At 46.6% G+C, this 22,580-nt stretch carries 16 protein-coding genes; 10 read left to right on the plus strand and 6 right to left on the minus strand.

Annotation, left to right across the window (positions count from 1 at the left end):
• Nucleotides 1-11: 11 nt before the first annotated feature.
• A complete protein-coding gene (leuS, locus tag AC58CZ_RS04445) occupies nt 12-2,699 on the minus strand; it encodes a leucine--tRNA ligase (protein WP_494223947.1) in 2,688 nt (895 codons plus the stop codon).
• Nucleotides 2,700-2,935: 236 nt separating this feature from the next.
• Between leuS and AC58CZ_RS04450 the strand changes: the two genes are divergently transcribed.
• Nucleotides 2,936-3,307 carry a Spx/MgsR family RNA polymerase-binding regulatory protein gene (locus tag AC58CZ_RS04450; protein WP_494223946.1) on the plus strand — a complete coding sequence of 124 codons (372 nt, stop codon included), beginning with the start codon at nt 2,936-2,938 and terminating at the stop codon, nt 3,305-3,307.
• 283 nt (nt 3,308-3,590) lie between these two features.
• Here AC58CZ_RS04450 and argB read toward each other — a convergent pair whose 3' ends face one another.
• The 5 genes from argB to AC58CZ_RS04475 all read right to left on the minus strand — a co-directional run bounded on the left by argB (nt 3,591) and on the right by AC58CZ_RS04475 (nt 10,757).
• Entirely contained in the window at nt 3,591-4,493 is a 903-nt protein-coding gene (gene argB, locus AC58CZ_RS04455; protein ID WP_494223945.1) for an acetylglutamate kinase, read from the minus strand.
• 74 nt (nt 4,494-4,567) lie between these two features.
• Nucleotides 4,568-6,457 carry a phosphohexomutase domain-containing protein gene (locus AC58CZ_RS04460; protein WP_494223944.1) on the minus strand — a complete coding sequence of 630 codons (1,890 nt, stop codon included), beginning with the start codon at nt 6,455-6,457 and terminating at the stop codon, nt 4,568-4,570.
• A gap of 163 nt (nt 6,458-6,620) precedes the next feature.
• Nucleotides 6,621-7,085: a dUTP diphosphatase gene (gene dut, locus AC58CZ_RS04465; RefSeq protein WP_494223943.1), complete on the minus strand. Its 465-nt coding sequence runs from the start codon at nt 7,083-7,085 to the stop codon at nt 6,621-6,623.
• Nucleotides 7,086-7,211: 126 nt separating this feature from the next.
• Nucleotides 7,212-8,615 carry a magnesium transporter gene (gene mgtE, locus AC58CZ_RS04470; protein ID WP_494223942.1) on the minus strand — a complete coding sequence of 468 codons (1,404 nt, stop codon included), beginning with the start codon at nt 8,613-8,615 and terminating at the stop codon, nt 7,212-7,214.
• A gap of 108 nt (nt 8,616-8,723) precedes the next feature.
• Complete coding sequence (locus AC58CZ_RS04475) at nt 8,724-10,757, minus strand: UvrD-helicase domain-containing protein (RefSeq protein WP_494223941.1); 2,034 nt, start codon at nt 10,755-10,757, stop codon at nt 8,724-8,726.
• Between the two features lie 801 nt (nt 10,758-11,558).
• On the opposite strand from AC58CZ_RS04475, the gene ndhC reads away from it, so the two are divergent.
• The 9 genes from ndhC (at nt 11,559) to nuoJ (ending at nt 22,485) form a co-directional block, all read left to right on the plus strand.
• Entirely contained in the window at nt 11,559-12,182 is a 624-nt protein-coding gene (gene ndhC, locus AC58CZ_RS04480; RefSeq protein WP_494223940.1) for an NADH-quinone oxidoreductase subunit A, read from the plus strand.
• Between the two features lie 137 nt (nt 12,183-12,319).
• On the plus strand, nt 12,320-12,988 hold the full coding sequence (locus AC58CZ_RS04485) for a NuoB/complex I 20 kDa subunit family protein (RefSeq protein WP_058024548.1): 669 nt from the start codon (nt 12,320-12,322) through the stop codon (nt 12,986-12,988).
• 143 nt (nt 12,989-13,131) lie between these two features.
• Nucleotides 13,132-14,907: an NADH-quinone oxidoreductase subunit C/D gene (gene nuoC / locus AC58CZ_RS04490; RefSeq protein ID WP_494223939.1), complete on the plus strand. Its 1,776-nt coding sequence runs from the start codon at nt 13,132-13,134 to the stop codon at nt 14,905-14,907.
• A gap of 167 nt (nt 14,908-15,074) precedes the next feature.
• Nucleotides 15,075-15,584, plus strand: a complete 510-nt coding sequence (nuoE, locus tag AC58CZ_RS04495; protein WP_058024550.1) for an NADH-quinone oxidoreductase subunit NuoE — start codon at nt 15,075-15,077, stop codon at nt 15,582-15,584.
• The gene (gene nuoF, locus AC58CZ_RS04500; RefSeq protein WP_494223938.1) at nt 15,581-17,005 is read left to right on the plus strand and encodes an NADH-quinone oxidoreductase subunit NuoF; all 1,425 of its coding nucleotides are present in this window, start codon (nt 15,581-15,583) and stop codon (nt 17,003-17,005) included. The genes nuoE and nuoF overlap by 4 nt, the downstream gene beginning before the upstream one ends.
• A 10-nt stretch (nt 17,006-17,015) precedes the next feature.
• Entirely contained in the window at nt 17,016-20,096 is a 3,081-nt protein-coding gene (nuoG, locus tag AC58CZ_RS04505) for an NADH-quinone oxidoreductase subunit NuoG (RefSeq protein ID WP_494223937.1), read from the plus strand.
• A 52-nt stretch (nt 20,097-20,148) separates the two neighbouring features.
• Nucleotides 20,149-21,141 (plus strand): NADH-quinone oxidoreductase subunit NuoH, encoded by a 993-nt coding sequence (gene nuoH, locus AC58CZ_RS04510; RefSeq protein ID WP_200960330.1) that lies wholly within the window; start codon nt 20,149-20,151, stop codon nt 21,139-21,141.
• A gap of 55 nt (nt 21,142-21,196) precedes the next feature.
• Nucleotides 21,197-21,745, plus strand: a complete 549-nt coding sequence (gene nuoI / locus AC58CZ_RS04515; RefSeq protein WP_494223936.1) for an NADH-quinone oxidoreductase subunit NuoI — start codon at nt 21,197-21,199, stop codon at nt 21,743-21,745.
• Nucleotides 21,742-22,485: an NADH-quinone oxidoreductase subunit J gene (gene nuoJ / locus AC58CZ_RS04520; protein ID WP_404692570.1), complete on the plus strand. Its 744-nt coding sequence runs from the start codon at nt 21,742-21,744 to the stop codon at nt 22,483-22,485. Before nuoI ends, nuoJ begins: the two co-directional genes overlap by 4 nt.
• Nucleotides 22,486-22,580: the final 95 nt, after the last annotated feature.

Consider the following 22,580-nt stretch of genomic DNA (forward strand, 5'->3'; position numbering starts at 1 on the left):
AGCCTAGGCGACTAGCCTGCAACCACGATATTAACCAGCTTGTTGGGTACGACGATTTCTTTTTTGATCTCGCCTGTGATGAATTTTGCTACGCTTTCCATAGTGCGGGCTTGCTCTTTTAGTTGCTCAGGATCGCTGTTCGGTGCGACATCCATCTTACCACGCATTTTACCATTGACCTGAACGACCATCGTAATCATGTCCTGTACCAGCGCACTTTCATCAACAGTCGGGTAATCTAAGGTTAAAGTATCAAGGCCGAGCTGCTCAAGCAAATGCTCACCAACGTGCGGCGCATAGACAGACAGCATAATCAGCAGATTGGTCAACGCTTCGTGTTTAACGTGTAGCTCTTGCTCGCTACTGGCGTTAAAGGCAGTCAACTCGTTGGCAAGTTCCATCAAGCTTGATACTGGAGTGTTGAGTGCTAAACGATCACCCAAATCACTATCAATCTTGGCGATGGTTTCGTGCGTTTTACGGCGTAAGTTTTTGGCTTCTTTGCTCAATCCCTCTGTGTTCAATGTCGCACCCTTCAGCGTATCAATGCTGATATTGGTGGCCGTTAGCGCTTGCATGTGATCATTAGCGATGCGCCATACTTTTTTCACAAAGTTGTAAGGGCCTTTTAGCGCGTCATCTGACCATTCAAGCGTCTGATCGGCAGGTGCAGTGAATAGCGTATATAAACGTACCGTGTCCGCACCGTATTTATCAATAGTCAGCTGTGGATCGACACCGTTGTTTTTTGATTTAGACATTTTTTCGATTTTGCCAATCGTGACTGGCTGACCATCCAGCTTTAAGGTCGCTTTGATCGGCTGTCCACGGTCGTTGTAGTCGATGTCGATGTCTTCTGCAAAGTAGTAAGTAGTACTGCCATCCGCGTTGACACGGTAGAAGGTGCCAGCGAGTACCATACCTTGCGTCATTAGGTTGGCAAATGGCTCGTCGCCAGTGACCAAGTTTTCATCTCGCATGAGCTTATGGAAGAAGCGCGCATACAACAGATGCATCACTGCATGCTCAACACCGCCCACGTATTGATCGACTGGCAGCCATTTATTGGCAGCAGACTTGTTGACCATGTTTTGTGTGTCAGTTGGACTAGCAAAGCGGGCGTAATACCAGCTTGACTCTACAAAGGTGTCAAAGGTATCGGTCTCGCGCTCAGCAGGGTTACCACATTTAGGACAAGTGGTATTGACAAATTCTGGTATATTCTTGAGTGGATTACCACGACCATCAGGTACGACGTCGGTTGGCAACACAACGGGCAAGTCTTGCTCTTCAACTGGCACCGTACCACAATGCTCACAGTTGATCATTGGGATAGGGCAGCCCCAATAGCGCTGGCGCGACACGCCCCAATCCCGCAGGCGGTATTGGATTTTTTTCTTAGCCAGCGATTTTGGCTCAAGTTTGGCAAGCATGGCATCAAACGCCTGCTCAAAATCTAAACCGTCAAACTCACCTGAATTGACCAGAGTGTTGCGCTCGGTATAAGCAAGATTGACCTCAGTATTGTTTGCTTTGGCATCCGCTTTTGCTTCGTCAAAATAGTCATCAGGGGTATTGATGACTTGTTTAATCGGTAGGTTGTACTTCACCGCAAATTCATAATCACGCTCATCGTGAGCAGGCACAGCCATGACCGCACCTGAGCCGTAGCTCATCAGTACATAGTTGGCGACCCAAACAGGCACTTCTTCGCCAGTTAAAGGGTGCGTCACAGTTAGACCTGTATCCATACCGATTTTTTCGGCTTTAGCAAGATCGGCCTCAGCTACTGAGCCTTTTTTGCAAAGGGCACAGAACTGGGCAATCATGTCGTCTTTTTCAGCAGCGTATTGGGCGAGTGGGTGTTCTGCGGCAACCGCGACATAAGTCACGCCCATCAAAGTATCAGGACGAGTGGTGAACACATCTAAGGTGTTTTCTTCGCCAGCAATCTCATAAGGGAAATGTACTTCCATACCGGCACTACGACCAATCCAGTTGCGCTGCATGGTCAATACTTCAGAGGGCCAATGACCTTCTAGTTGATCCAAATCGTCGAGCAATTCATCGGCATAGTCAGTGATGTTGAAGTAATACATGGGGATGTCACGTTTTTCGACTGCCGCACCACTACGCCAGCCTTTGCCATCGATGACTTGCTCGTTTGCTAAGACAGTATTATCAACGGGATCCCAGTTGACCGTCGATAGCTTTTTGTAGACTAGACCTTTTTTGTATAATTGCAAAAATAGCCACTGCTCCCACTGATAATACTCAGGGCTACAAGTGGCAAACTCGCGTGACCAATCAATAGACAGGCCTAGTAATTTAAGCTGTGCGCGCATGTTGTCGATGTTGGCAAACGTCCATGCAGCAGGTGGCGTTTGATTGGCAATTGCTGCGTTTTCTGCTGGCAAGCCAAAACCATCCCAGCCCATTGGCTGCATGACCTCATACCCTTTTAGGCGGTAATAACGGCTTAAGACGTCAGAAATCGTATAGTTACGTACGTGGCCCATATGCAGCTTGCCGCTTGGGTAGGGGAACATTGACAGCATATAACGACTTGGTTTGTCGCTTGGCTCATTGCTGACTTCAAAGCGCTTGTCAGTGGCCCATTTGGTCTGCTGCGCAGCTTCGATCGCTTGCGGGTTATAATGATGATTGTCGGTTTGGTCTGCTGTCACGGCGTTGCTCATAGTCGGCTCGAAATTGGTTGATACTGATTTATTTAAGACGGATTTGTTTAATACTGTTCAAAATAGGTGGAATTTGACAATGCCATAGCATAGCGTAATTTGGCGAAAATTGCGACGATATGATGCATTTGCTCATCAGGTTTGACGATTAAAAGTGAGGTATTTTTTATATCCAGTCAGCCTCCGGTATAATAGAAACGTTCACCAGTATTTATGAGTAATGATAAGGAGTCACCATGACTATCACCATTTACGGCATCAAATCATGTAGCACGATGAAAAAGGCGTTCACTAAGCTTGACGAGCTGGGCGTTAGCTATGAGTTTCATGATTATAAAAAACAAGGTGTCGATAAAGAAACAATACAGCGCTGGGTAAACGCGTTAGGGGTTGATAAAGTGCTTAATAAGCGCGGTACGACATGGCGCAAGCTGACCGATGAGCAAAAGCAAGCAGCTGATGACAGCATAGATAAAGCGATAGATTTGCTGGTAGAAAATACCAGCATGATTAAGCGTCCGATTGTAGAAGGTCAATTAGCAGATAAAGATCAGCCGATATTGCTGTACGGTTTTGATGAAGCGGAGTTTGAGCGCGTGTTTGGTTAAAAACGGGCATAAAGAGCCTGAGCTAATAATAAAATCTTAGCTCAGGCTTGATAACGCCAACAATAAACCAAATCACACTAAAGCCCTAAATAATGAGCACATAGAGGCGGATTTGCTCCGCCGTCCAATCAAGGGCAAACCAGTCAATCATAAAAAACGACTTCCAGCCCTCTATCCAGCGCGCACCGCCGTAGCCAATGACCCACCAGCAGTAGATACTTTCTAATATAAATAGCAGAGATCATAGCGGAAGAGACATGACTGATTCCTGTTTTTAGCTGAATTAGGCCTCTATCTCACGGCTAATCAGTGTACCAACCCCTTCGTTAGTGAAAATTTCCAGTAACGTGGCATGAGGCACACGGCCATCGACGATAACGGCACTTTTAACACCGCTACGCACGGCATCAAGCGCACACTGTATTTTGGGAATCATACCGCCTGAGATCGTCCCATCTTCGATTAAAGCATCGACTTTCTTGGGCGTTAGCCCAGTCACTACCTCGCCGTCACGGCCCAATACGCCTTTGATATTGGTCAATAGCATCAGTTTCTCTGCTTGTAAAAACTCAGCCACTTTACCAGCGACTAGGTCTGCATTGATATTATAAGTATTGCCTTCTTTATCGACACCAAGTGGTGCGATAACGGGAATGAAATCAGAGGCAATGAGCATATTGATGACGTCTTTATTGACACTGACTACGTCGCCCACAAATCCTAAATCTACGGGAACCGCGACACCGTCGTTACCGATTTTTTCCATCATCAGTTTTTTGGCACGGATCAAATTGGCATCTTTGCCCGTGAGGCCAATTGCGCGACCGCCGTGCTTGTTAATCAAGCTAACAATCGATTTGTTGACACTGCCGCCAAGCACCATTTCTACGATATCCATCGTGCTTTTGTCAGTCACACGCATCCCATCGATACGATCAGACTGACGCCCCAGCTCTTTTAGTAAGTTATCAACTTGTGGGCCACCACCATGTACAACGACTGGATGCATGCCGACCGTTTTCAGCAAGACGATATCACGAGCAAATGAGCTTTCGAGTTCAGGATCGGTCATGGCATTGCCGCCATATTTCACCACGATGAGTTTATCAACAAAGCGCTGAATATAGGGCAGTGCGGTGGTTAATACTTCAGCGGTGTTTTTGGCGTCATCTAAATTAAGTGTCATTCCTAACTCCTAAAGGGCGGGTTTTAAATGGGTTGTTCTTTTTAGCATATTTAATCGATACAGGTTTAATGCCGTTATTCAGCAGGCATGGCGATAATCTGTGTTGCCAGCTCTGCATCAAATGGGCGACACAACGCGGCAAAGGTCGCTTGAATGTCTTTTAGATCATCCATGCTGTCACCAGCGAAGCGTGCAGTCAGGCTATTACTGGTATTTGATTGACGCAACACGCCAAAGCCATGGGCAAAATCTAAGCGGACACCATCAATGCAGCTAAGTCTAGTGCCTGCTGGCAATAAAGACTTGGCTTGTTCGACAGCTATATGGGATCTGATAGTGGAGCAAGTACAGACTGGTGACGCACATAAAGCAGTTGGTAGATTAGCGGCGTCTAGTCGGTAATTAGAAATATCAAACGAATCAGCATGAGTCGTCACGCTCGCTAGCTGCTGCAAGTAGGTACAAACCCTCGTTAATTGCTCCATGATTGAGCAATCTGTCCTAGCAGTCTGCGGCATCGGCAAATAATGATCTGCTGTACTGACCATGGCGGGCAAGCGTTGGAGAATATCTGATAGTGCATTTTTATCATCTAAGATATTACGAGACTTGGCAAACCAATGCAGTAAGCGCAATGCAGCATATATGGCATCATCATAAGGGATAAAGCGGCCATCATTAAAAATAAAATGCCCTGATAGCTCACCTGCAAAGACAATTTGACTATCAGGATGCTGTACCTGTTGGCGCATAAAGCTGCTACCGGTTTTGCTAATCACTGGCATCGCGCCAAGATCCGCCAGTAGCTTTGGCAGATGATGCGCGCATTTAATATCAAATAGCACCTCAGACGCTAAGGAGCTGGTCAAAGAATCAGGACGTTCTGTAATGGCAATGCGTGCTAACAAGTAGAGTAGGTGATCAGGCATGACAACTTTGCCGTTATTATCAACGATCATCAAACGATCACCATCACCATCAAATGCCAGACCAATATCGGCACAATGAGAAGCAACAGCTTGCTGCAGCGCTGTCAGACGGTTGGGCTCGGCTGGATCAGGATTACCAAGAGGAAAGCTGCCATCTGGCGTGTCATTGAGCACAATGACATGCTGGCAAAAACGGTCAAATAAGCGCTGAGTGATGTTGCCAGTGGCACCGTGCATACAATCAATAACCACAACCAAATCAAGCTTAGACGCTGTTTTTCGGTTGTTTGTAGGTGCTGTCTGATTATCCTGAGTCAACTGGCAAAAGACTTGCTCAATAGCCGCGATATAGACATCTGCTACTTGCTTGGCAGGCAGCTCTTTAAGCAAAGCTCTAGACAATTCAGTATTGCTGCTAATATTTATATAGTGTGAGTCTGGTTCTGAGTCTAAAGTTGCTTGCTCGACCTGATTTTTAGATAAGTAATGAGTATGAGAGATTAATTGTTGATAAAGGGCTTGTATCTCTAAGCTACTAGGAGATTTATGATTGACCAACCACTTGATACCCAATATGTCTTTGGCAGAGTGGCTGGCGGTTACAATAATGCCATGACCTTGATACTGCTTTGCCCAAAACGCCATCATGGGTGTGGTAACAAGACCGAGCTGGATAACGCATAAACCCTGTTGGGCTAATACAGTAGAGAGTGTACGTGCAATCGATTCGCTGCCATGACGCATGTCATAACCAATAACGACGATATTCTTAACATTAACATCGTCAACGCCAGTATTTTGTGTAGTATCTATGGGCGTATCGGCATTACTGTCGATAGCGGTAATAACATTTGTATCAATACTGGCATCACTGGTACTGGCATTACTATTTTTTGTGAATTGGCTGCGTTGAGGGCCATAGAGCTGAGCAAAACGATGGCCCAGCGCTTGTACAAACTCATCGGTAAAATGCGTGTTTGTACCACGGATGTCATAAGCACGAAATAAGGATTGCTGCGCCGCAAAAGATGGCATGGCTTATTCTCCTTATTGACGTGGTAAATAGGTGATTATGAATACAAAATGGACAGCGCAATATTCTATTAATGTAAAAAATAAATTCTAATCGCTATCTTGGTTACGATTTGGCTTAGTGATGACCTAAGTCGCTGTCCAAAACTTACTTGCCAATGAGTAGTTACTGACGACCCGAATGCCCGAATCCCCCAGCACCGCGTACGCTTTCATCACTGAATTCTGCAACCACTTCAAACTCAGGACGGGCAACAGGCACCACGATATACTGTGCCATGCGCTCTGCAGGGCTCAGAGTAAAGTCTTCGTTACTACGGTTCCAGATGCTAACCATCAGCTCACCCTGATAGTCGGCATCAATCAGCCCAACCAAGTTACCCAAGACGATGCCATGCTTATGGCCAAGTCCTGAGCGCGGTAGAATCATGCCTGCATAGTTAGGGTCTTGAATATAAACAGCAAGGCCCGTACCTATCAAGTGAGTTTCGCCCGCTTTGATCGTTAAAGGCTCATCAATACAAGCGCGCAGATCGATACCAGCACTGCCATCGGTAGCGCGAGTCGGTAGAGAAAACGCGTCATCTTGCGTGATTTTAGGGTTGACCACTTTCACTTGTACAGCTTGCATAACACACTCACTTAACGATTTAGAAGTTTTATAAATTAAGACTATTTAACAATATTGTATAAACAACAATGATATATAAATAGCAATGCTGTGTTTTTATTGGATACTTTATTATTTAGCAATTCACTAGAGTATTAACACACTCGCCAAGCCTAAAAATGACATAAAACCGACAATATCTGTGACAGTGGTTAGAATCACTGAGGCGGATAGTGCAGGATCGATATTCATACGTTTTAGCATCAGCGGTATACTAATTCCCGAGACATTCGCCGCCGTCATGTTGATCGCAATGGCAAAGCCAATGACAGCACTAATTTCGATGTCATGAAACCATAATTGGGCAATAAATGCCATGATTATCGCCCAAATGATACCGTTTATCGCGCCAACCCACAGCTCTTTATTAAGGAGCCAGACTCGGTTAGAACCACCGATTTGACCCATTGCCATACCGCGGATAACGACGGTCAAGGTTTGCGAGCCTGCAATACCGCCCATACTAGCGACCACAGGCATCAATATCGCCAGCGCCACCACTTCTGCCAACACTTCCTCGAACTGTCCAATCACTGCGGCTGCTAAAAGCGCGGTGCAGAGGTTAATGCCCAACCAGACACTACGGCTTTTAGCACTGGTTAGAATAGGCGCGAACAGCTCTTCATCTTGGCTAACACCAGCAAGATTTTTCATAGTGCTATCGACATCATCTTGGATAATCTCCATGATGTCTTCGCCATTTAGCTGTCCAACCAGCTCGCCGTAGCTGTTCGTCACGGGCGCAAAGCGGATATCTTCTGAGCGAAAAATTGCCGCAGCATCTTGGATATCTAAGCGATCATTAATGGTGATGGCCGTATCAATCAGTTCTGAGACCAGCGTATTTTGGTCATGTTTAATCAGATCTACCAGGCTCAATAGCCCAAGTAATTGCTGGCTTTGATCGACCACGAGTAGCTCTTGGCTTTCGTCATCGAGTAGATCCTCGTTTTCGCGTAGCCAATCCTGTACATCCGCCAGACAGATATCATCCCGTATTTGGATAATATCGGGATCCATGTAGCTCCCAACTTCCCAGTCATCATACGTATCAAGTTTATTGACTTGGACGCGCGTTTCTTCATCGAGCGTTGCCATGACTGAGGTACGTACGCTCTCAGTGACAGTATCCAAAATCTCAGAGATGTCTTGGGCGTCAAGATCTTGGGTAAACAGCGAGATTTCTTGAGAGGTGATATTCTCCATCAATGGCTGGCGGGTATCATACTCAAGCTCAGCCAGTACTTCCCCTTTGAGGCTTTCTGGTACTTGTTCCCAAATCAATAGGCGGTTTTGAGCCGGGAAGGACTCTAGTAGGCTTGCAATCTCATACTCAGATTGCTTCTCCAGAAATTCAGTAATCGCCTCATATGCTTTATCAGCAACCAAATCCTGCAAATACAGAAGCTTATACTCAGCGTTGTATTCTGCTGGGTTGTAGTCTCCTGATAGCGTGGAGGGTTGTTCCTGATCGGGCATCGGGGTAGGCATAAAAGTTCCAATATCTCTTAAAAAATGTTAATAATGGCAACGCATCAAACGTTGGATGGGTGTTTGCTCAGGGTGTTGTCATTGGTGTCAATCGTATTCGCATCCCTATTAGCGTTTACCCAATAAAGCGCGAATATTGGCCAAATATTCATCAGCCACTTTTGCCGGATCTTTAGTGGCTTGTTTCTTTTTGGCTTTGGCAGGCCAGTCGATATGATCTTCTGGCAGCTCATCCAAAAACCGTGATTCTGAGGTCACGCGCATTTGACCACCAGCACGGCGCTGGGTTGCCAGTGTCAGTGTCAGCTCACGGCGCGCACGGGTGATGCCCACGTACATGAGGCGACGCTCTTCTTCGATCGTCTCACTCATAATAGAGTTACGATGTGGCAGCATTTCTTCCTCAAGCCCCATGATATAGACAAAGTCAAACTCCAAACCTTTTGCAGCATGTAAGGTCATTAGATTGACTTTGTTGGTGTTCTCTTCTTCTTGCTGCTGCTCAAGCATGTCTAGCAAGACGAGCTTACGGATGATGGTATCAATCGTCCGATCCTCGTCCTCTTCCGCGCGATTAATGAGCGATTGAATACTGGTATAGAGCATATCGATATTATCAATACGGTTCTTTTCTTGCTGCGGCGTTTTGGCATCGCTACGGACAAAATCTATATAGCCCGTCTCATTAATCATTTGGCGGACGATTGGCACAGGGTCAGGGTGCTGATCCAGCTCAAGCGTATAGTGTTCGATGAATTCGCCAAACTCTTTGATCGTGCCATACGCTTTTGACGGCAACACATGAGCCAAGCCGGCATGAGTACAAGAAGCCAGTAGCGAGATACTATGCTCTTGAGCAAATAAGCCAAGCTTTTCTAGCGTCGCAGGTCCCATACCGCGCTTGGGCGTATTGATAATACGCAAAAACGCGCTGTCATCTTCAGGGTTCAAAATCAGGCGTAGATAGCCCATGATGTCTTTGATTTCACTACGGGCAAAGAAGGATTGACCGCCTGATAGCTTATAAGGGACTTGTAGCTGGCGCAATTGTGCCTCAAGCATTCGTGCCTGAAAGTTACTGCGGTAGAGCACCGCATACTGCTCCCACTCATTGCCAAACCGCAATTTGTGCGTGACAATCTCTTTAGCAACGCGTTCAGATTCATCGTCATCATTACGGCAATTGATGATACGAATTTTTTCGCCTTGGCCTTTATCTGACCACAGTTTTTTTTCAAATAAATGCTCGTTGTTCAGAATAACGGCATTGGCTGAGGTCAAAATACGCGTGGTTGAACGGTAATTTTGCTCAAGCATGACGATTTTTAGTTTTGGAAAGTCCTCTTTTAGCAGCGCCATATTTTCAGGTTTTGCCCCGCGCCACGCATAGATAGATTGGTCATCATCACCCACCACGGTAAAACGACCTTGCGGACCAACCAAATGTTTAATCATTTCATACTGGGCGGTATTGGTATCTTGATACTCATCGACCAATAGATAACGAATACGATTTTGCCATTTGTCTCGCAGCTCTCTATTTTCACGCAAGATTTTGGTCGGCAGTACAATCAAATCATCAAAATCGACGGCATTATACGCACGCAAGTTACGCTCATAAAGGGCGTACAAGGTCGCAAAAATCATGTCTTCTGGATCGTCTAACGTTTCCATCGCCTTGTCAGGCTCGATCAAATCGTTTTTCCAATCAGAGATCATCTTGATGGCTTTGCCGACCAGCTCACGACTTTCAGCACCACTTAAGTTGTCGCGCATCATCAGCTCCATCAAGAGGCGCTTACTATCATCGCTGTCCATGATAGAGAAGTTGCCTTTTAGCGGCGTATGCATCAGCTCATAGCGCAAAAACTGGAGACCAAATTGGTGAAAGGTCGATACAGTCAAGCCGCGCGTTTTTTCGCTTGGGAGCAGTTTGCTCACACGGGCTTTCATTTCACGTGCCGCCTTATTAGTAAAGGTCACGGCAGTGATGCGCTCAGCTGGCATGTCGCACTCTTGAATCAGATACGCAATTTTACGCGTGATCACCGAGGTCTTACCGGAGCCAGCACCTGCGAGCACAAGTAGTGGGCCGGATACGTAGAGCATGGCTTCTTGTTGTTTGGGATTGAGTTGACTCATAACGTGACCTGTAAGACAAAAGCAAAAAGAGGGTAGCGCTGATATAGCACAAGTAGATGAACGCGGTGCGTATCACCAAAATTGATATCGTAGTGATATCTTAATAATGTTTGTTATAAGGATAATAGAATTTAAGGTTTGATGATGACATATCGTAAAATTAGGTGGGTCATTATAAAGCAAAAACGGTCACTTTGGGGGAGGAGTTGGGTGATGAAAATAGGGTATGAGCGCACTTGATTTTTGGTAAATAGCGTGACAGCGTTTGCGTATCGAACAAAGCATGGATTTGGGGTTAATATAAGGTAACGTCTATATCATAATTTTTGGTAAAAAAAACACATTTTGTTTCATAGAAAATGACCGTCGAATACAGTTAAAAACTAGCTTTTAGGCACTGATATGCGTATAGTACGTAAATAATTTATGCCAGTTGTCACGTCATTATTAACCACGTGTAATGAGCTATTAAATCAATTAAGTACGCAGTCAGATATGATATTGATTTAATACGTTGATCTTACGTTGTTAGAAGATGCGTTGGGCGACCAGCCTTTATCCGCGTGCATACCGGAATCTCTACCGTTGGTCAGGTCTGACATCGTCGTTAATAAGCTTGATAATTGGTTATTACCAGCAAAATACCTAACATGTGACTCAATGACAGTTACTTAAACACAGTGTCAGTGAATGACAACTGCTTTGTGTTTTCGTCTGCGTTATACCTGTCGTGAGGCGGCCTTAATGGGTCAGTGCCTGCGCTGTGTCTAACACTCGATTGGGTGAGGAGCACGTATTATCATGTCTGCTTTTAATTGGTCAGCAGTTGCTTTTATCTTAGCCGCCATTGGGCTAGTTGTCTTTATGCTGGTGGTACCGCGTTTACTTGGCGGTCGCTCTCAAGGCTCACAAAAAGAAGAGATATTTGAAGCGGGTGTTGTCGGATCTGGCAACGCCCGTATTCGTTTGTCTGCTAAATTCTATTTGGTCGCGATTTTCTTTGTGATTTTCGATTTAGAGGCGCTGTATCTCTACGCGTATTCTGTGTCAGTGCGAGAGGCCGGCTGGCTTGGTTTTGCCGCTGCTGCTACCTTTATCACTATTCTGATTATCGGTTTGATTTATGAGCTGAGCTTGGGTGCGATGAACTGGGCACCTGCTGACAAGCTGCGTAAAAAGGCACGCTTATATACCGCGCCTGCTGGCTTTAACTTAGCAGATATCACCAAGTTTGATGGTGCTCATGAGCTGATGGTCGATCCTACTGGTAAAGTACCCGCACAATCATCCGGTCAAATCAATGTCTCAAACAATATCGAAGCCAATCGCCGTCATCTACAAAACATCGATCATATTAATATCACAGGTAATGTGACGTCTGTGGACTTTGCGACGTCTGCACAAAACGACAAGCCTGCGCACTAGTGAGTGGTGCTGGCTTTCGCTGATCGCATTTTGTTGCAACGATTGCTTGTGATTGGCCCCTTATTAATAACGAAATTTTTGGCGACAGCGTATACAAGATGAGTATGACGCCAAGCCTAATATAAAGGTTGTATGTTATGAAATACACATTAACAAAAGCCAACCCTGATGCAGATACCTACCCTGCACAGACCCGCCAAACGGTCAATGATCCTATCGAAGATGAAGTCAATAAAAACGTCTTTATGGGTCGTCTCGAAGATCTTGTTCATTCAACAGCAAATTGGGGACGCAAGCACTCGCTCTGGCCATTTAACTTTGGTACGTCTTGCTGTTATGTTGAATACGCCACTACCTTAACCGCCGTTCATGATTTGTCACGCTTTGGGGCCGAAGTTATCCGCGCCTCACCCCGTCAGGCAGACGTTATGATCGTTGCTGGTACATGTTTTGTCAAAATGGCCCCTGTTATTCAGCGTCTTTATGAGCAAATGCTTGAGCCAAAATGGGTCATCTCTATGGGTGCTTGTGCCAACTCAGGCGGCATGTATGATATCTATTCTGTCGTACAAGGGGTGGATAAAGTGATCCCTGTCGATGTGTATGTGCCAGGCTGTCCGCCGCGTCCAGAAGCATTGATTCAAGGCTTGATGTTGCTACAAGAATCTATCACCAAAGAGCGTCGTCCGCTGGGCATCCATGTCAATGAGCAGGGTATCTATCAGCCGCAAATGACGCCTGAGCGTGACCGTAAGCAAGCAGATCGTATCGCTGTCAAAAACTTGCGTAGCCCAGACAGCATCTAAATTTAGACAGTATCTAAATTTAGATAGCATGTAGATTTAGCAACCTTAATATTTTATGCGCTCATCATAGTTTGGTTATGACTGACATAGCCTCACTGTGATTGACATCGCTCAGTTATGATTAATGAAGGAATACATCATTCATGGTCACGGTAGTCGAAAACACAGATCCTAAGATCAAGCCCGTCCCAGCTGTCATCACAGAGCTGGAGCAAAAGTACGCTGGTAAATTTGTCGTACAGCACACTGTGGATGAGATTCCAACGGTTTGGGTGGCGCGTGCAGATTTATTAGACGTGCTTTTATTTTTGCGCAAACTGCCCAAGCCCTACGTCATGCTATTTGACTTGTCAGCGATAGATGAGCGTCTGCGTCAGCATCGTGCGGGTTTGCCTGACAGTGACTTTACGGTGTTTTATCATCTGATGTCGCTTGAGCGCAATAGTGATATACGTGTCAAGGTCGCACTGAGCGAAGATGACCTCGATGTGCCAAGCGCGACCAATATTTGGCCAAATGCCAACTGGTATGAGCGCGAAGTGTGGGATATGTTCGGTATTGTCTTTACAGGTCATCCGCATTTGACCCGTATTTTATTGCCAAAATACTGGGAAGGTCATCCACTGCGTAAAGAATATCATGCGCGTGCGACTGAATTTACCCCGTATTTCTTGAATACCGCCAAGCAGCAATACGAGCAAGAAAACCTACGTTTTGTCCCAGAAGAGTGGGGCATGAAGCGCTCAGGTCGTGATGAAGACTTTATGTTCTTGAACATCGGTCCTAACCACCCCTCCGCTCACGGTGCGTTTCGCTTGGTACTACAGCTAGATGGCGAGGAAGTCGTCGATTGTATTCCAGATATTGGCTATCACCATCGCGGCGCAGAAAAGATGGCTGAGCGCCAGACATGGCACTCATTCATCCCTTATACCGACCGTATCGATTATTTAGGCGGTGTGATGAATGAGCTGCCTTATATCATGTCGGTTGAAAAGCTCGCTGGGATTACCGTCCCACCTCGCGCCGAGACTATCCGTGTGATGATGAGCGAGTTTTTCCGAATCACCAACAATTTGCTATACGTCGGTACATTCATTCAGGATGCAGGTGGTATGACCCCTGTATTTTATATGTTTACCGATCGCCAAAAAGCCTATGACGTCATAGAAGCCGTGACAGGCTACCGTATGCATCCAGCTTGGTTCCGTATCGGTGGTACGGCGGCTGACCTACCTCGTGGCTGGCAGCGTTTGGTGCGTGAGTTCTTAGATTGGATGCCTAAGCGCTTGGACGAGTATGTCAAAGCAGCATTACAAAACAGCGTGCTCAAAGGTCGTACCCAAGGCGTCGCTCAGTATAATGCCAAGCAAGCATTGGCTTGGGGTGTGACGGGCGCTGGTCTGCGCGCGACAGGTGTGGATTTCGACCTGCGTAAAGCGCGTCCATACATGGGCTATGAGAATTACGATTTTGAAGTGCCAGTTGGTTACAACGGTGACGCTTATGATCGCTGTATGGTCAAAGTTGAAGAGATGCGTCAGTCATTACGTATCATTCGTCAATGTATGGACAATATGCCACAAGGTCCTTACAAAGCGGATCATCCACTGGCCGTACCACCGCCAAAAGACCGTACGCTAAATGATATTGAGACATTGATTAATCATTTTATCTCAGTATCCTGGGGTCCTGTGATGCCAGCAGGTGAATGTACGACGATCGTCGAGGCGACCAAAGGTCTGAACAGTTATTACATCACCTCAGACAAGGCCACGATGAGCTATCGTACCCGTATTCGTACACCGACATTTGCGCATTTACAGCAGATGCCATCGGTCATTAATGGCTCACTGGTTTCTGATGCCATTATGTATTTGGCATCGATTGATATTGTGATGGCGGACTGCGATCGTTAAGATTTTGATCTTTAAGGTTAAACCGCTGCTTCAAAAGTATTTGTTCATCAATATATTATTGCCTGATGGCACACCAAAATGCTGTCGCTTGTCGATATAACCACGGTTTTAAGCAGACTGATATTGGCTTGTGATAGAGCAGGATGAGTGAGGAAAGACAGAAGATTATGAAAATTGTTTCCGACAAAATGCCAAAAGTAGATGTGGAAAGCATCCTCACCACTGAGGAAATTGCTGCCATTCATGAGTTTATGCACCATTACCCACAGGCGCGTGCTGCCTCATTAGATGCGCTAAAAATTGTGCAAAAGCGCAACGGCTGGGTCGATGATGCGCAAGCAAACGCTATTGCCAACATCCTAGACATCCCGATGTCAGACATGGATGGGGTCGCCACTTTCTTTAACCGTATCTATCGCCAGCCTGTCGGTCGCCATGTGATTCTCATCTGTGACTCTGTGGCTTGTTATTTGACAGGTTATGAAGCGCTGTCAGCTGAGATCAGATCACAGCTGGGTATTGAGTATGGTCAGACAACTGCTGATGGCCGTTTTACGCTATTACCGATTTGCTGCTTGGGTAACTGTGATAAAGGCCCTGCGGTGCTGATAGACGAAGACACTTACGGCCCTGTCCAGCCATCTGAGGTCGCGCAATTATTGGAGCTATACGCATGAGTTTAACGATTTCAGAGCAAATTGCTCGTCGCGGTCAAGGCCAAGCGCCAAGCCAGCTAAATGCACAGCGTGTTCCAATCTATGGTGACAAAGCGACCGCCACTAGCGAAACCAAGCCATTGACGTGGCGTTTGGCGCATCATGATGCGGTGCTTGATTTAGCCACTTATGAGTCTCTAAAAGGCTTCACTGGTCTAAAAGAAGCGCTATCTAAATCGCCTAAAGACGTCGGCAATATGATTAAAGCGGCCAATGTTCGAGGTCGCGGTGGTGCAGGTTTTAACGCGGGTCTAAAGTGGTCATTTATGTCGCCGCCGGATGGTTTGCCACGTTATCTCATCTGTAATGCGGATGAAATGGAGCCAGGTACGTTTAAAGATCGCCTCTTAATGGAGCGCCTACCGTTTCAGCTGATCGAAGGTATGCTTATTACCGCTCATGCGATTGGTGCTACTGACGGTTATATCTTTATCCGCGGTGAGTATATCTTGGCCGCTGAGCGTTTGGTCGCTGCTATCGAAGAATGTTTGGCCAACAACCTCATGGGCGACAATATTCTAGGCTCAGATTTTAGCTTTAATTTGCACGTGCATACTGGCGCTGGACGTTATATTTGCGGTGAAGAAACGGCACTGATTAACTGTCTAGAAGGCCGCCGTGCTAACCCACGTACCAAGCCGCCGTTCCCACAAATCTCTGGTGCATGGGGTCGTCCAACCGTTGTCAATAACGTTGAAACGCTGTGTAATATGCCAGCGATTTTGAATCACGGCGTTGAGTGGTATCAGTCGTTATCTGAAATAAAAGGCAAAAGCAAAACGCCGGGCACCAAATTATTTGGCTGTTCAGGCTTGGTCAATGATCCAGGTCTCTGGGAGTTACCCTTTGGTTATACGGCACGCGAAATCATTGAGGATTTAGCGGGTGGCATGAAAGATGGTAAAACGCTCAAAGCATGGCTACCAGGCGGCGCCTCGACTGACTTTTTGACTGCAGAACATTTGGACGTGGTCGTAGATTTTGACACCATTCAAGAAGCGGGTAGCCGTATGGGTACTGGGCTTATCATGGTCGTTGATGAATCACAAGACATGGTGCCATTACTGCGCAATCTTGAGATTTTCTTTCAACGCGAGTCGTGCGGTTGGTGCACGCCATGCCGTGATGGTCTGCCGTGGGGTGTCAAGCTGCTGACCGCTATCAATAACGGTGAGGGACAAGTGGGCGATGTCGAGAAACTAGAGGGTCTGACGCGTGATTTATGGATTGGCAAGACGTTTTGTGCCCATGCACCAGGTGCGGTGGAACCCCTCATGAGTGCGATTAAATATTTCCGTCCAGAGTTTGATCAAAAAATCGCGCAGGCGGTTGGTGTCGATGTTATTGATGCGGCAGCCAACCAACAGCCAGCAGTGAAATAAGGAGAGCGGCATGGCAGTCATACATATTGATGGAACCACTGTCGAAGTAGATAGCGCAGACAACTTACTACAAGCCTGCTTATCACTCGGCATTGATGTGCCGTATTTTTGTTATCATCCAGCCCTAGGCTCAGTAGGCTCGTGCCGTCAGTGCGCGGTCAAGCAATTCCAGAATAAAGACGATATGGAAGCAGGTCGTGGTCGTCTCGTCATGTCATGTATGGTCGCCCCTGGCGATGACATGTACATCTCTGTGACTGACGATGAAGCCAAAGCATTCCGCAAGTCGATGGTTGAGCTACTCATGACCAACCATCCACATGATTGTCCAACTTGTGAAGAAGGCGGACATTGTCATTTGCAGGACATGACTTATATGTCAGGTCACAGCCGTCGTCGCTATCGCTTTACCAAACGCACGCACCACAACCAAGAGCTTGGTCCATTTATCGCTCACGAGATGAACCGTTGTATCGCTTGCTATCGTTGTGTACGTTTTTACAAAGACTACGCAGGCGGCGAAGATTTGGGTGTTTATGGCTCAAACAACCGCGTGTATTTTGGCCGTGATAAAGATGGTCAGTTTGAAAGCGAGTTTTCAGGCAACTTAACCGAAGTGTGCCCAACTGGGGTATTCACTGACAAAACGCATTCTGAGCGCTACAACCGTAAATGGGACATGCAGTATGCGCCAAGCATCTGTCATGGTTGCTCAGCTGGTTGTAATATCTCACCGGGCGAGCGTTATGGTGAATTGCGCCGTATCGAAAACCGCTACAACGGCGACGTAAACCGTTACTTCTTATGTGACCGTGGCCGCTTTGGTTATGGTTATGTCAACCGCGCTGATCGTCCAACCCAAGCGCTTGAACGTATCAATGACAAGCATGTCAAAATCAATATTGACTACGCACTTGATGAAACCATCAAACGTATCAAAGATAAAAAAGTTATCGGGATTGGCTCACCACGTGCCAGTTTAGAGACTAACTTTGCGCTAAAAAATCTGGTCGGCTTTGATAATTTCTCAACAGGTCTGAACCATCAGCAGCAAGCACTGGTCAATAAGTGCATCGAAGTGCTTAGCACTGAAGGCATTTATAACCCTAGCATGACTGATATCGAGACGCATGATGCAGTGCTCGTATTAGGTGAAGATATCACGCAAACGTCATCACGTGTCGCGCTGTCAGTACGTCAAGCCGCAAAAAATGAAGGTTTGAAAATGGCAGCGGCGCTGCAAACGCAACCTTGGCTTGCTGAACCCGTCAAACGTATCGCTCAAGATGCGCTAAGCCCAGTCTATGTCATCGATGTAACCCAAACCAAGCTAGAAGACATCAGTAAAGTGAGCGTAGTGGCGACCCCTGAAGACATCACTAAACTTGGCTTCAAAGTCGCTGATGAGATTGCGAGCTTCGCTGATGACTTAGCAGACATAGCAGATCCACAAGCAGCTGAACAAAATGCTGATGCCAGTACTGAAACTGATGGTATGCAAGCGTTGGCGCAGCAAATCGCTTATGACTTGATTCAAGCTGATAAGCCGTTAGTTGTCTCAGGTAGCAGCTTGTCTTCTACCCCACTCATAGAAGCGGCGGCGCAGATCACCCAAGCGTTGACCCAAAAACGTGTAGCAATCAAAGCGACTGAGCAGCAGCAGGTTGAGGCACATAATGCCAAAGTACAGGCAGCGCAAGCGAAAGCGGCTAATGACCAACCTGAAGAAGACCAAGATTTATCTGCTAAGCCAAACAAACCGGAAACGGGCGTAAATACAGAAGCGCAGGATAATGTCGAACGCGCACCTGCTGAAAACCTTGAGTTAAAAGAAGTGAACGCACAGTATCAGGCACAAGCAGGTATCTATCTAACGGTTCCTGATGCCAATAGCATTGGCGTTTGTATGCTTGGCGGTCAGTCAGTTGAAGAGCTGCTAGCCTCTGATTACGATGTGGTTGTGGTTGCAGAAAACCAGCTAACAGATGCGATTGATGCCAATAAACTCACGCAGCTACTGACTGATAAAACGGTCATTGCGTTAGATCATCAGCTGCTTGATTGGCATAAGGACGTCGATATCGTACTGCCAGCGGCTAGCTTTGCAGAAGCGGATGGCACATTGATATCAGCTGAAGGTCGTGCGCAGCGTTTCTTCCAAGTTTATGACAACGAATACTACCATCCGATGAGCAGTATTAAAGAAGGCTGGCGCTGGATACATGCTGTGCATAGCAGTATTGAAGGTCGTGATGTCGACTGGACGCAGCTAGATGATGTTATCAATGCATTGATTGCCACCCATCCTAAGCTTGCAGGTATCAAAGGCGCGGCGCCTGAAGCGGACTACCGTATGACTGGTCTGAAAATCGCGCGTCAACCGCGCCGTTACTCAGGTCGTACTGCTATGCGTGCGCCAATCTCAGTGCATGAGCCGATGCAGCCAAAAGATTTGGATACTGGTTTGACCTTCTCAATGGAAGGTTATAGCGGTAAAGAAGCACCAAGCTCGATGATTCCTTTTGCCAATGCGGCAGGTTGGAACTCACCACAAGCATGGAACAAATACCAAGACAAAGTCGGCGGACATCTGAAAAATGGTGATTCAGGTGTGCGTTTGTTCGATCAGCTAGAGCGTCTAGCCACTCGTCAATATGTGGCGCCAGAAGCCATGTCTTCGAATACAACTGACTTACAGCAAGGCCAAGCGAAGCTAGTACCGATTCATAATATCTATGCCAGCTCAATGATGGCATCACGTAGCCCAATCGTCGCAGAGCAACTACCAGTTGCAGCATGGCGTATCGGTATAGATGATGCCAAAGACTGGAATATTGCTGCTGGTGATTACTTGGCGATTGAAATTGACAAGCAACAAATCACCTTGCCAGTACAGCTGGTTGGTTATCTAGCAGAAGGCTGTATCGGTTACCCAGTTGGGCAGGTGAGTATCATCCATCCATCAATGCCAGCGTCGGTACGGAAAGTAGATGCACCAGTAACGATGATGGGTAGCATGGCTAACGATATGATGAACAATAACGACACAGCGCAAATGAACGCAGCGCCGACCACCACACAGGAGGTGTAATATGCAAGTTACCCGTATTATCCCTGATGTGCCAAGCTTTTTGGCGGGTAGCATGAGCTTTGATACTTGGTCTATTCTGTTTTTGGTGGGTCAATCGCTAGTCATCTTTTTGGTCGTGGTATTGGTTGCCGCAATGATGATTGTCTATGAGCGCCGTATGCTGGCATTATGGCAAGATCGTTATGGTCCAAACCGTGTTGGGCCTTTTGGTTCGTTGCAGTTAGTCGCTGACATGCTAAAAATCTTCTTTAAAGAAGATTGGACACCAAACTTTACTGATAAGTTTATGTTCACCTTGGCACCTGCGGTCGCAATGTTTACTGCCTTGGCTTCATTTGCCATTATTCCTATCTCGCCAACACTTGGCGTGGTTGATTGGGATATTGGTATTTTGTTTTTCTTTGCCATGGCGGGTATTGCGGTATATGCCGTGATGTTCGGTGGTTGGGCGTCTGCCAACAAATTCTCGCTACTCGGTGGTTTGCGCTCAGCTGCACAGACGATCAGTTACGAAGTGTTTTTAGGTTTGTCGTTGATGGGCGTTGTTGCACTGACAGGTTCATTTAACTTACGCGCCATTGTTGAGTCACAAGTCGACGGCTGGTATATCATTCCGCAGTTTTTTGGGTTTTTAACCTTTGTGGTCGCGGGTGTGGCGGTTACGCACAGACATCCATTTGACCAACCAGAAGCAGAGCAAGAACTGGCTGAAGGCTATCATGTCGAATATTCGGGCATGAAGTTTGGTATGTTCTTCATTGGTGAGTATGTCAACGTTGTCTTGATTTCCGCCTTGATGACTTGCTTGTTCTTTGGCGGTTGGCTTGCGCCGTTCAATTTAGATATCCCATTTATTCCACCAGCTTTTTGGTTCATGATTAAAACGCTGTTCTTTATGACCATGTTTATTTTGGCTCGAGGCTCACTCATGCGTCCGCGTTATGATCAGGTGATGAACTTTGGCTGGAAAGTATGTCTGCCAGTAACGCTGATTAATCTATTAATCACTGCTGCGGTCATTTTGATCTTTTCCCCAACGTTATAGTCATTACTAGCCATCACTGATGAACTAGGGTAAAGCTGATAAGGATAATAATCCCATGTTTACTACCATAAAAAAGACCGTCATTGGTATATTTACCATTGTCCGCAGCATGTGGATGGTCAATAGTCATGCGCTCAGACCGCGTGACACCATCCTTTATCCTGAAGAGCCGGTACCTGTGCCGCCGCGTTTTCGTGGACGTATTGTCCTCACGCGTGATCCTGATGGAGACGAGCGCTGTGTCGCTTGTAACTTGTGTGCGGTGGCATGTCCGGTAGGGTGTATCTCATTACAAAAAGCCGAGCGTGAAGATGGACGCTGGTATCCAGAGTTTTTTAGAATTAACTTTTCGCGTTGTATCTTTTGTGGATTGTGTGAAGAAGCCTGTCCAACGACAGCGATTCAAATGACCCCAGATTTTGAGCTGGGTGAATATAATCGCCAAGATTTGGTCTATGAAAAAGAGCATTTGCTCATTTCAGGACCAGGTAAATACCCTGATTATAACTATTATCGTGTGACAGGTATGGCGGTAGCAGATAAACCAAAAGGCGCAGCACAAAATGAGTCTGCACCGATTGATCTAAGGAGCTTGCTACCATGATGAATATTTTGAACCATCCTGAACTGGCTGGGTTTTATTCGCTTGCAGCAGTGGCAGTATTTGCCAGTCTGCGCGTAGTGACTCAGGCCAATCCAGTGCATGCTATCTTATCGATGATTGTATCGTTGCTGGCAATTGCTGGGATATTTTTTGTATTAGGAGCGCCGTTTGCGGGTGCGCTAGAGATTGTTGTTTATGCTGGTGCCATTATGGTGCTATTTGTCTTTGTCATTATGATGCTTAATTTGGGCATGAGCAATGACGAGCGCGAAGAGCGTTGGCTTGATGCCGGCACTTGGGCGATACCGACAGGATTGACGATAATCATTGCCGTTGTGCTCTATGCGATGATTGGTCTCAATCACGATGAAGCTGTCATGATGGGTGGCACGACTATCTCTGCCAAAGCAGTGGGTACGGTGCTATTTACCAAATACATTATGCTCGTTGAAGTGGCGGCGTTGCTACTGCTAGCAGCACTGGTTGCGGCCTATCATTTGGGTAAAGAGTCGATTGATGAAGAGATCATTGGTAACGATAGCCAAGACTTTCAGCCAAGCGTGGGTAGTATTGAGCTGTACGATAACGACAGCACTCACACAGAGTATGACGCGGTACAAATGGCTAAGCCTTACGAATATAAAGATGTCGACCCGCATGACTATGTTGGTATGAAGGTTGGCACGAAGGGAGGCAGTCAAGTAGGTGCGAACAAAGTGACGCGCAAGGAGTCAGACTAATGGTACTAGCAGCGAGCGTGGCACAAGATGTGTCAAACGTGCCGTTTGCCCACGAGGTGGCAGGCTTAGTACAGCCAGTTGCTGAGGCGCAAAAC

It is taken from the genome of Psychrobacter sp. CR212, assembly GCF_059693765.1.

Coding starts and splice junctions, on each gene's coding strand:
- nuoI (WP_494223936.1), top strand. CDS start 21,197: ATGTTTACTACCATAAAAAAGACCGTCATTGGTATATTTACCATTGTC.
- leuS (WP_494223947.1), bottom strand. CDS start 2,699: ATGAGCAACGCCGTGACAGCAGACCAAACCGACAATCATCATTATAAC.
- AC58CZ_RS04460 (WP_494223944.1), bottom strand. CDS start 6,457: ATGCCATCTTTTGCGGCGCAGCAATCCTTATTTCGTGCTTATGACATC.
- argB (WP_494223945.1), bottom strand. CDS start 4,493: ATGACACTTAATTTAGATGACGCCAAAAACACCGCTGAAGTATTAACC.
- nuoH (WP_200960330.1), top strand. CDS start 20,149: ATGAGCTTTGATACTTGGTCTATTCTGTTTTTGGTGGGTCAATCGCTA.
- AC58CZ_RS04475 (WP_494223941.1), bottom strand. CDS start 10,757: ATGAGTCAACTCAATCCCAAACAACAAGAAGCCATGCTCTACGTATCC.
- ndhC (WP_494223940.1), top strand. CDS start 11,559: ATGTCTGCTTTTAATTGGTCAGCAGTTGCTTTTATCTTAGCCGCCATT.
- nuoC (WP_494223939.1), top strand. CDS start 13,132: ATGGTCACGGTAGTCGAAAACACAGATCCTAAGATCAAGCCCGTCCCA.
- AC58CZ_RS04450 (WP_494223946.1), top strand. CDS start 2,936: ATGACTATCACCATTTACGGCATCAAATCATGTAGCACGATGAAAAAG.
- nuoF (WP_494223938.1), top strand. CDS start 15,581: ATGAGTTTAACGATTTCAGAGCAAATTGCTCGTCGCGGTCAAGGCCAA.
- nuoE (WP_058024550.1), top strand. CDS start 15,075: ATGAAAATTGTTTCCGACAAAATGCCAAAAGTAGATGTGGAAAGCATC.
- nuoJ (WP_404692570.1), top strand. CDS start 21,742: ATGATGAATATTTTGAACCATCCTGAACTGGCTGGGTTTTATTCGCTT.
- nuoG (WP_494223937.1), top strand. CDS start 17,016: ATGGCAGTCATACATATTGATGGAACCACTGTCGAAGTAGATAGCGCA.
- mgtE (WP_494223942.1), bottom strand. CDS start 8,615: ATGCCTACCCCGATGCCCGATCAGGAACAACCCTCCACGCTATCAGGA.
- dut (WP_494223943.1), bottom strand. CDS start 7,085: ATGCAAGCTGTACAAGTGAAAGTGGTCAACCCTAAAATCACGCAAGAT.
- AC58CZ_RS04485 (WP_058024548.1), top strand. CDS start 12,320: ATGAAATACACATTAACAAAAGCCAACCCTGATGCAGATACCTACCCT.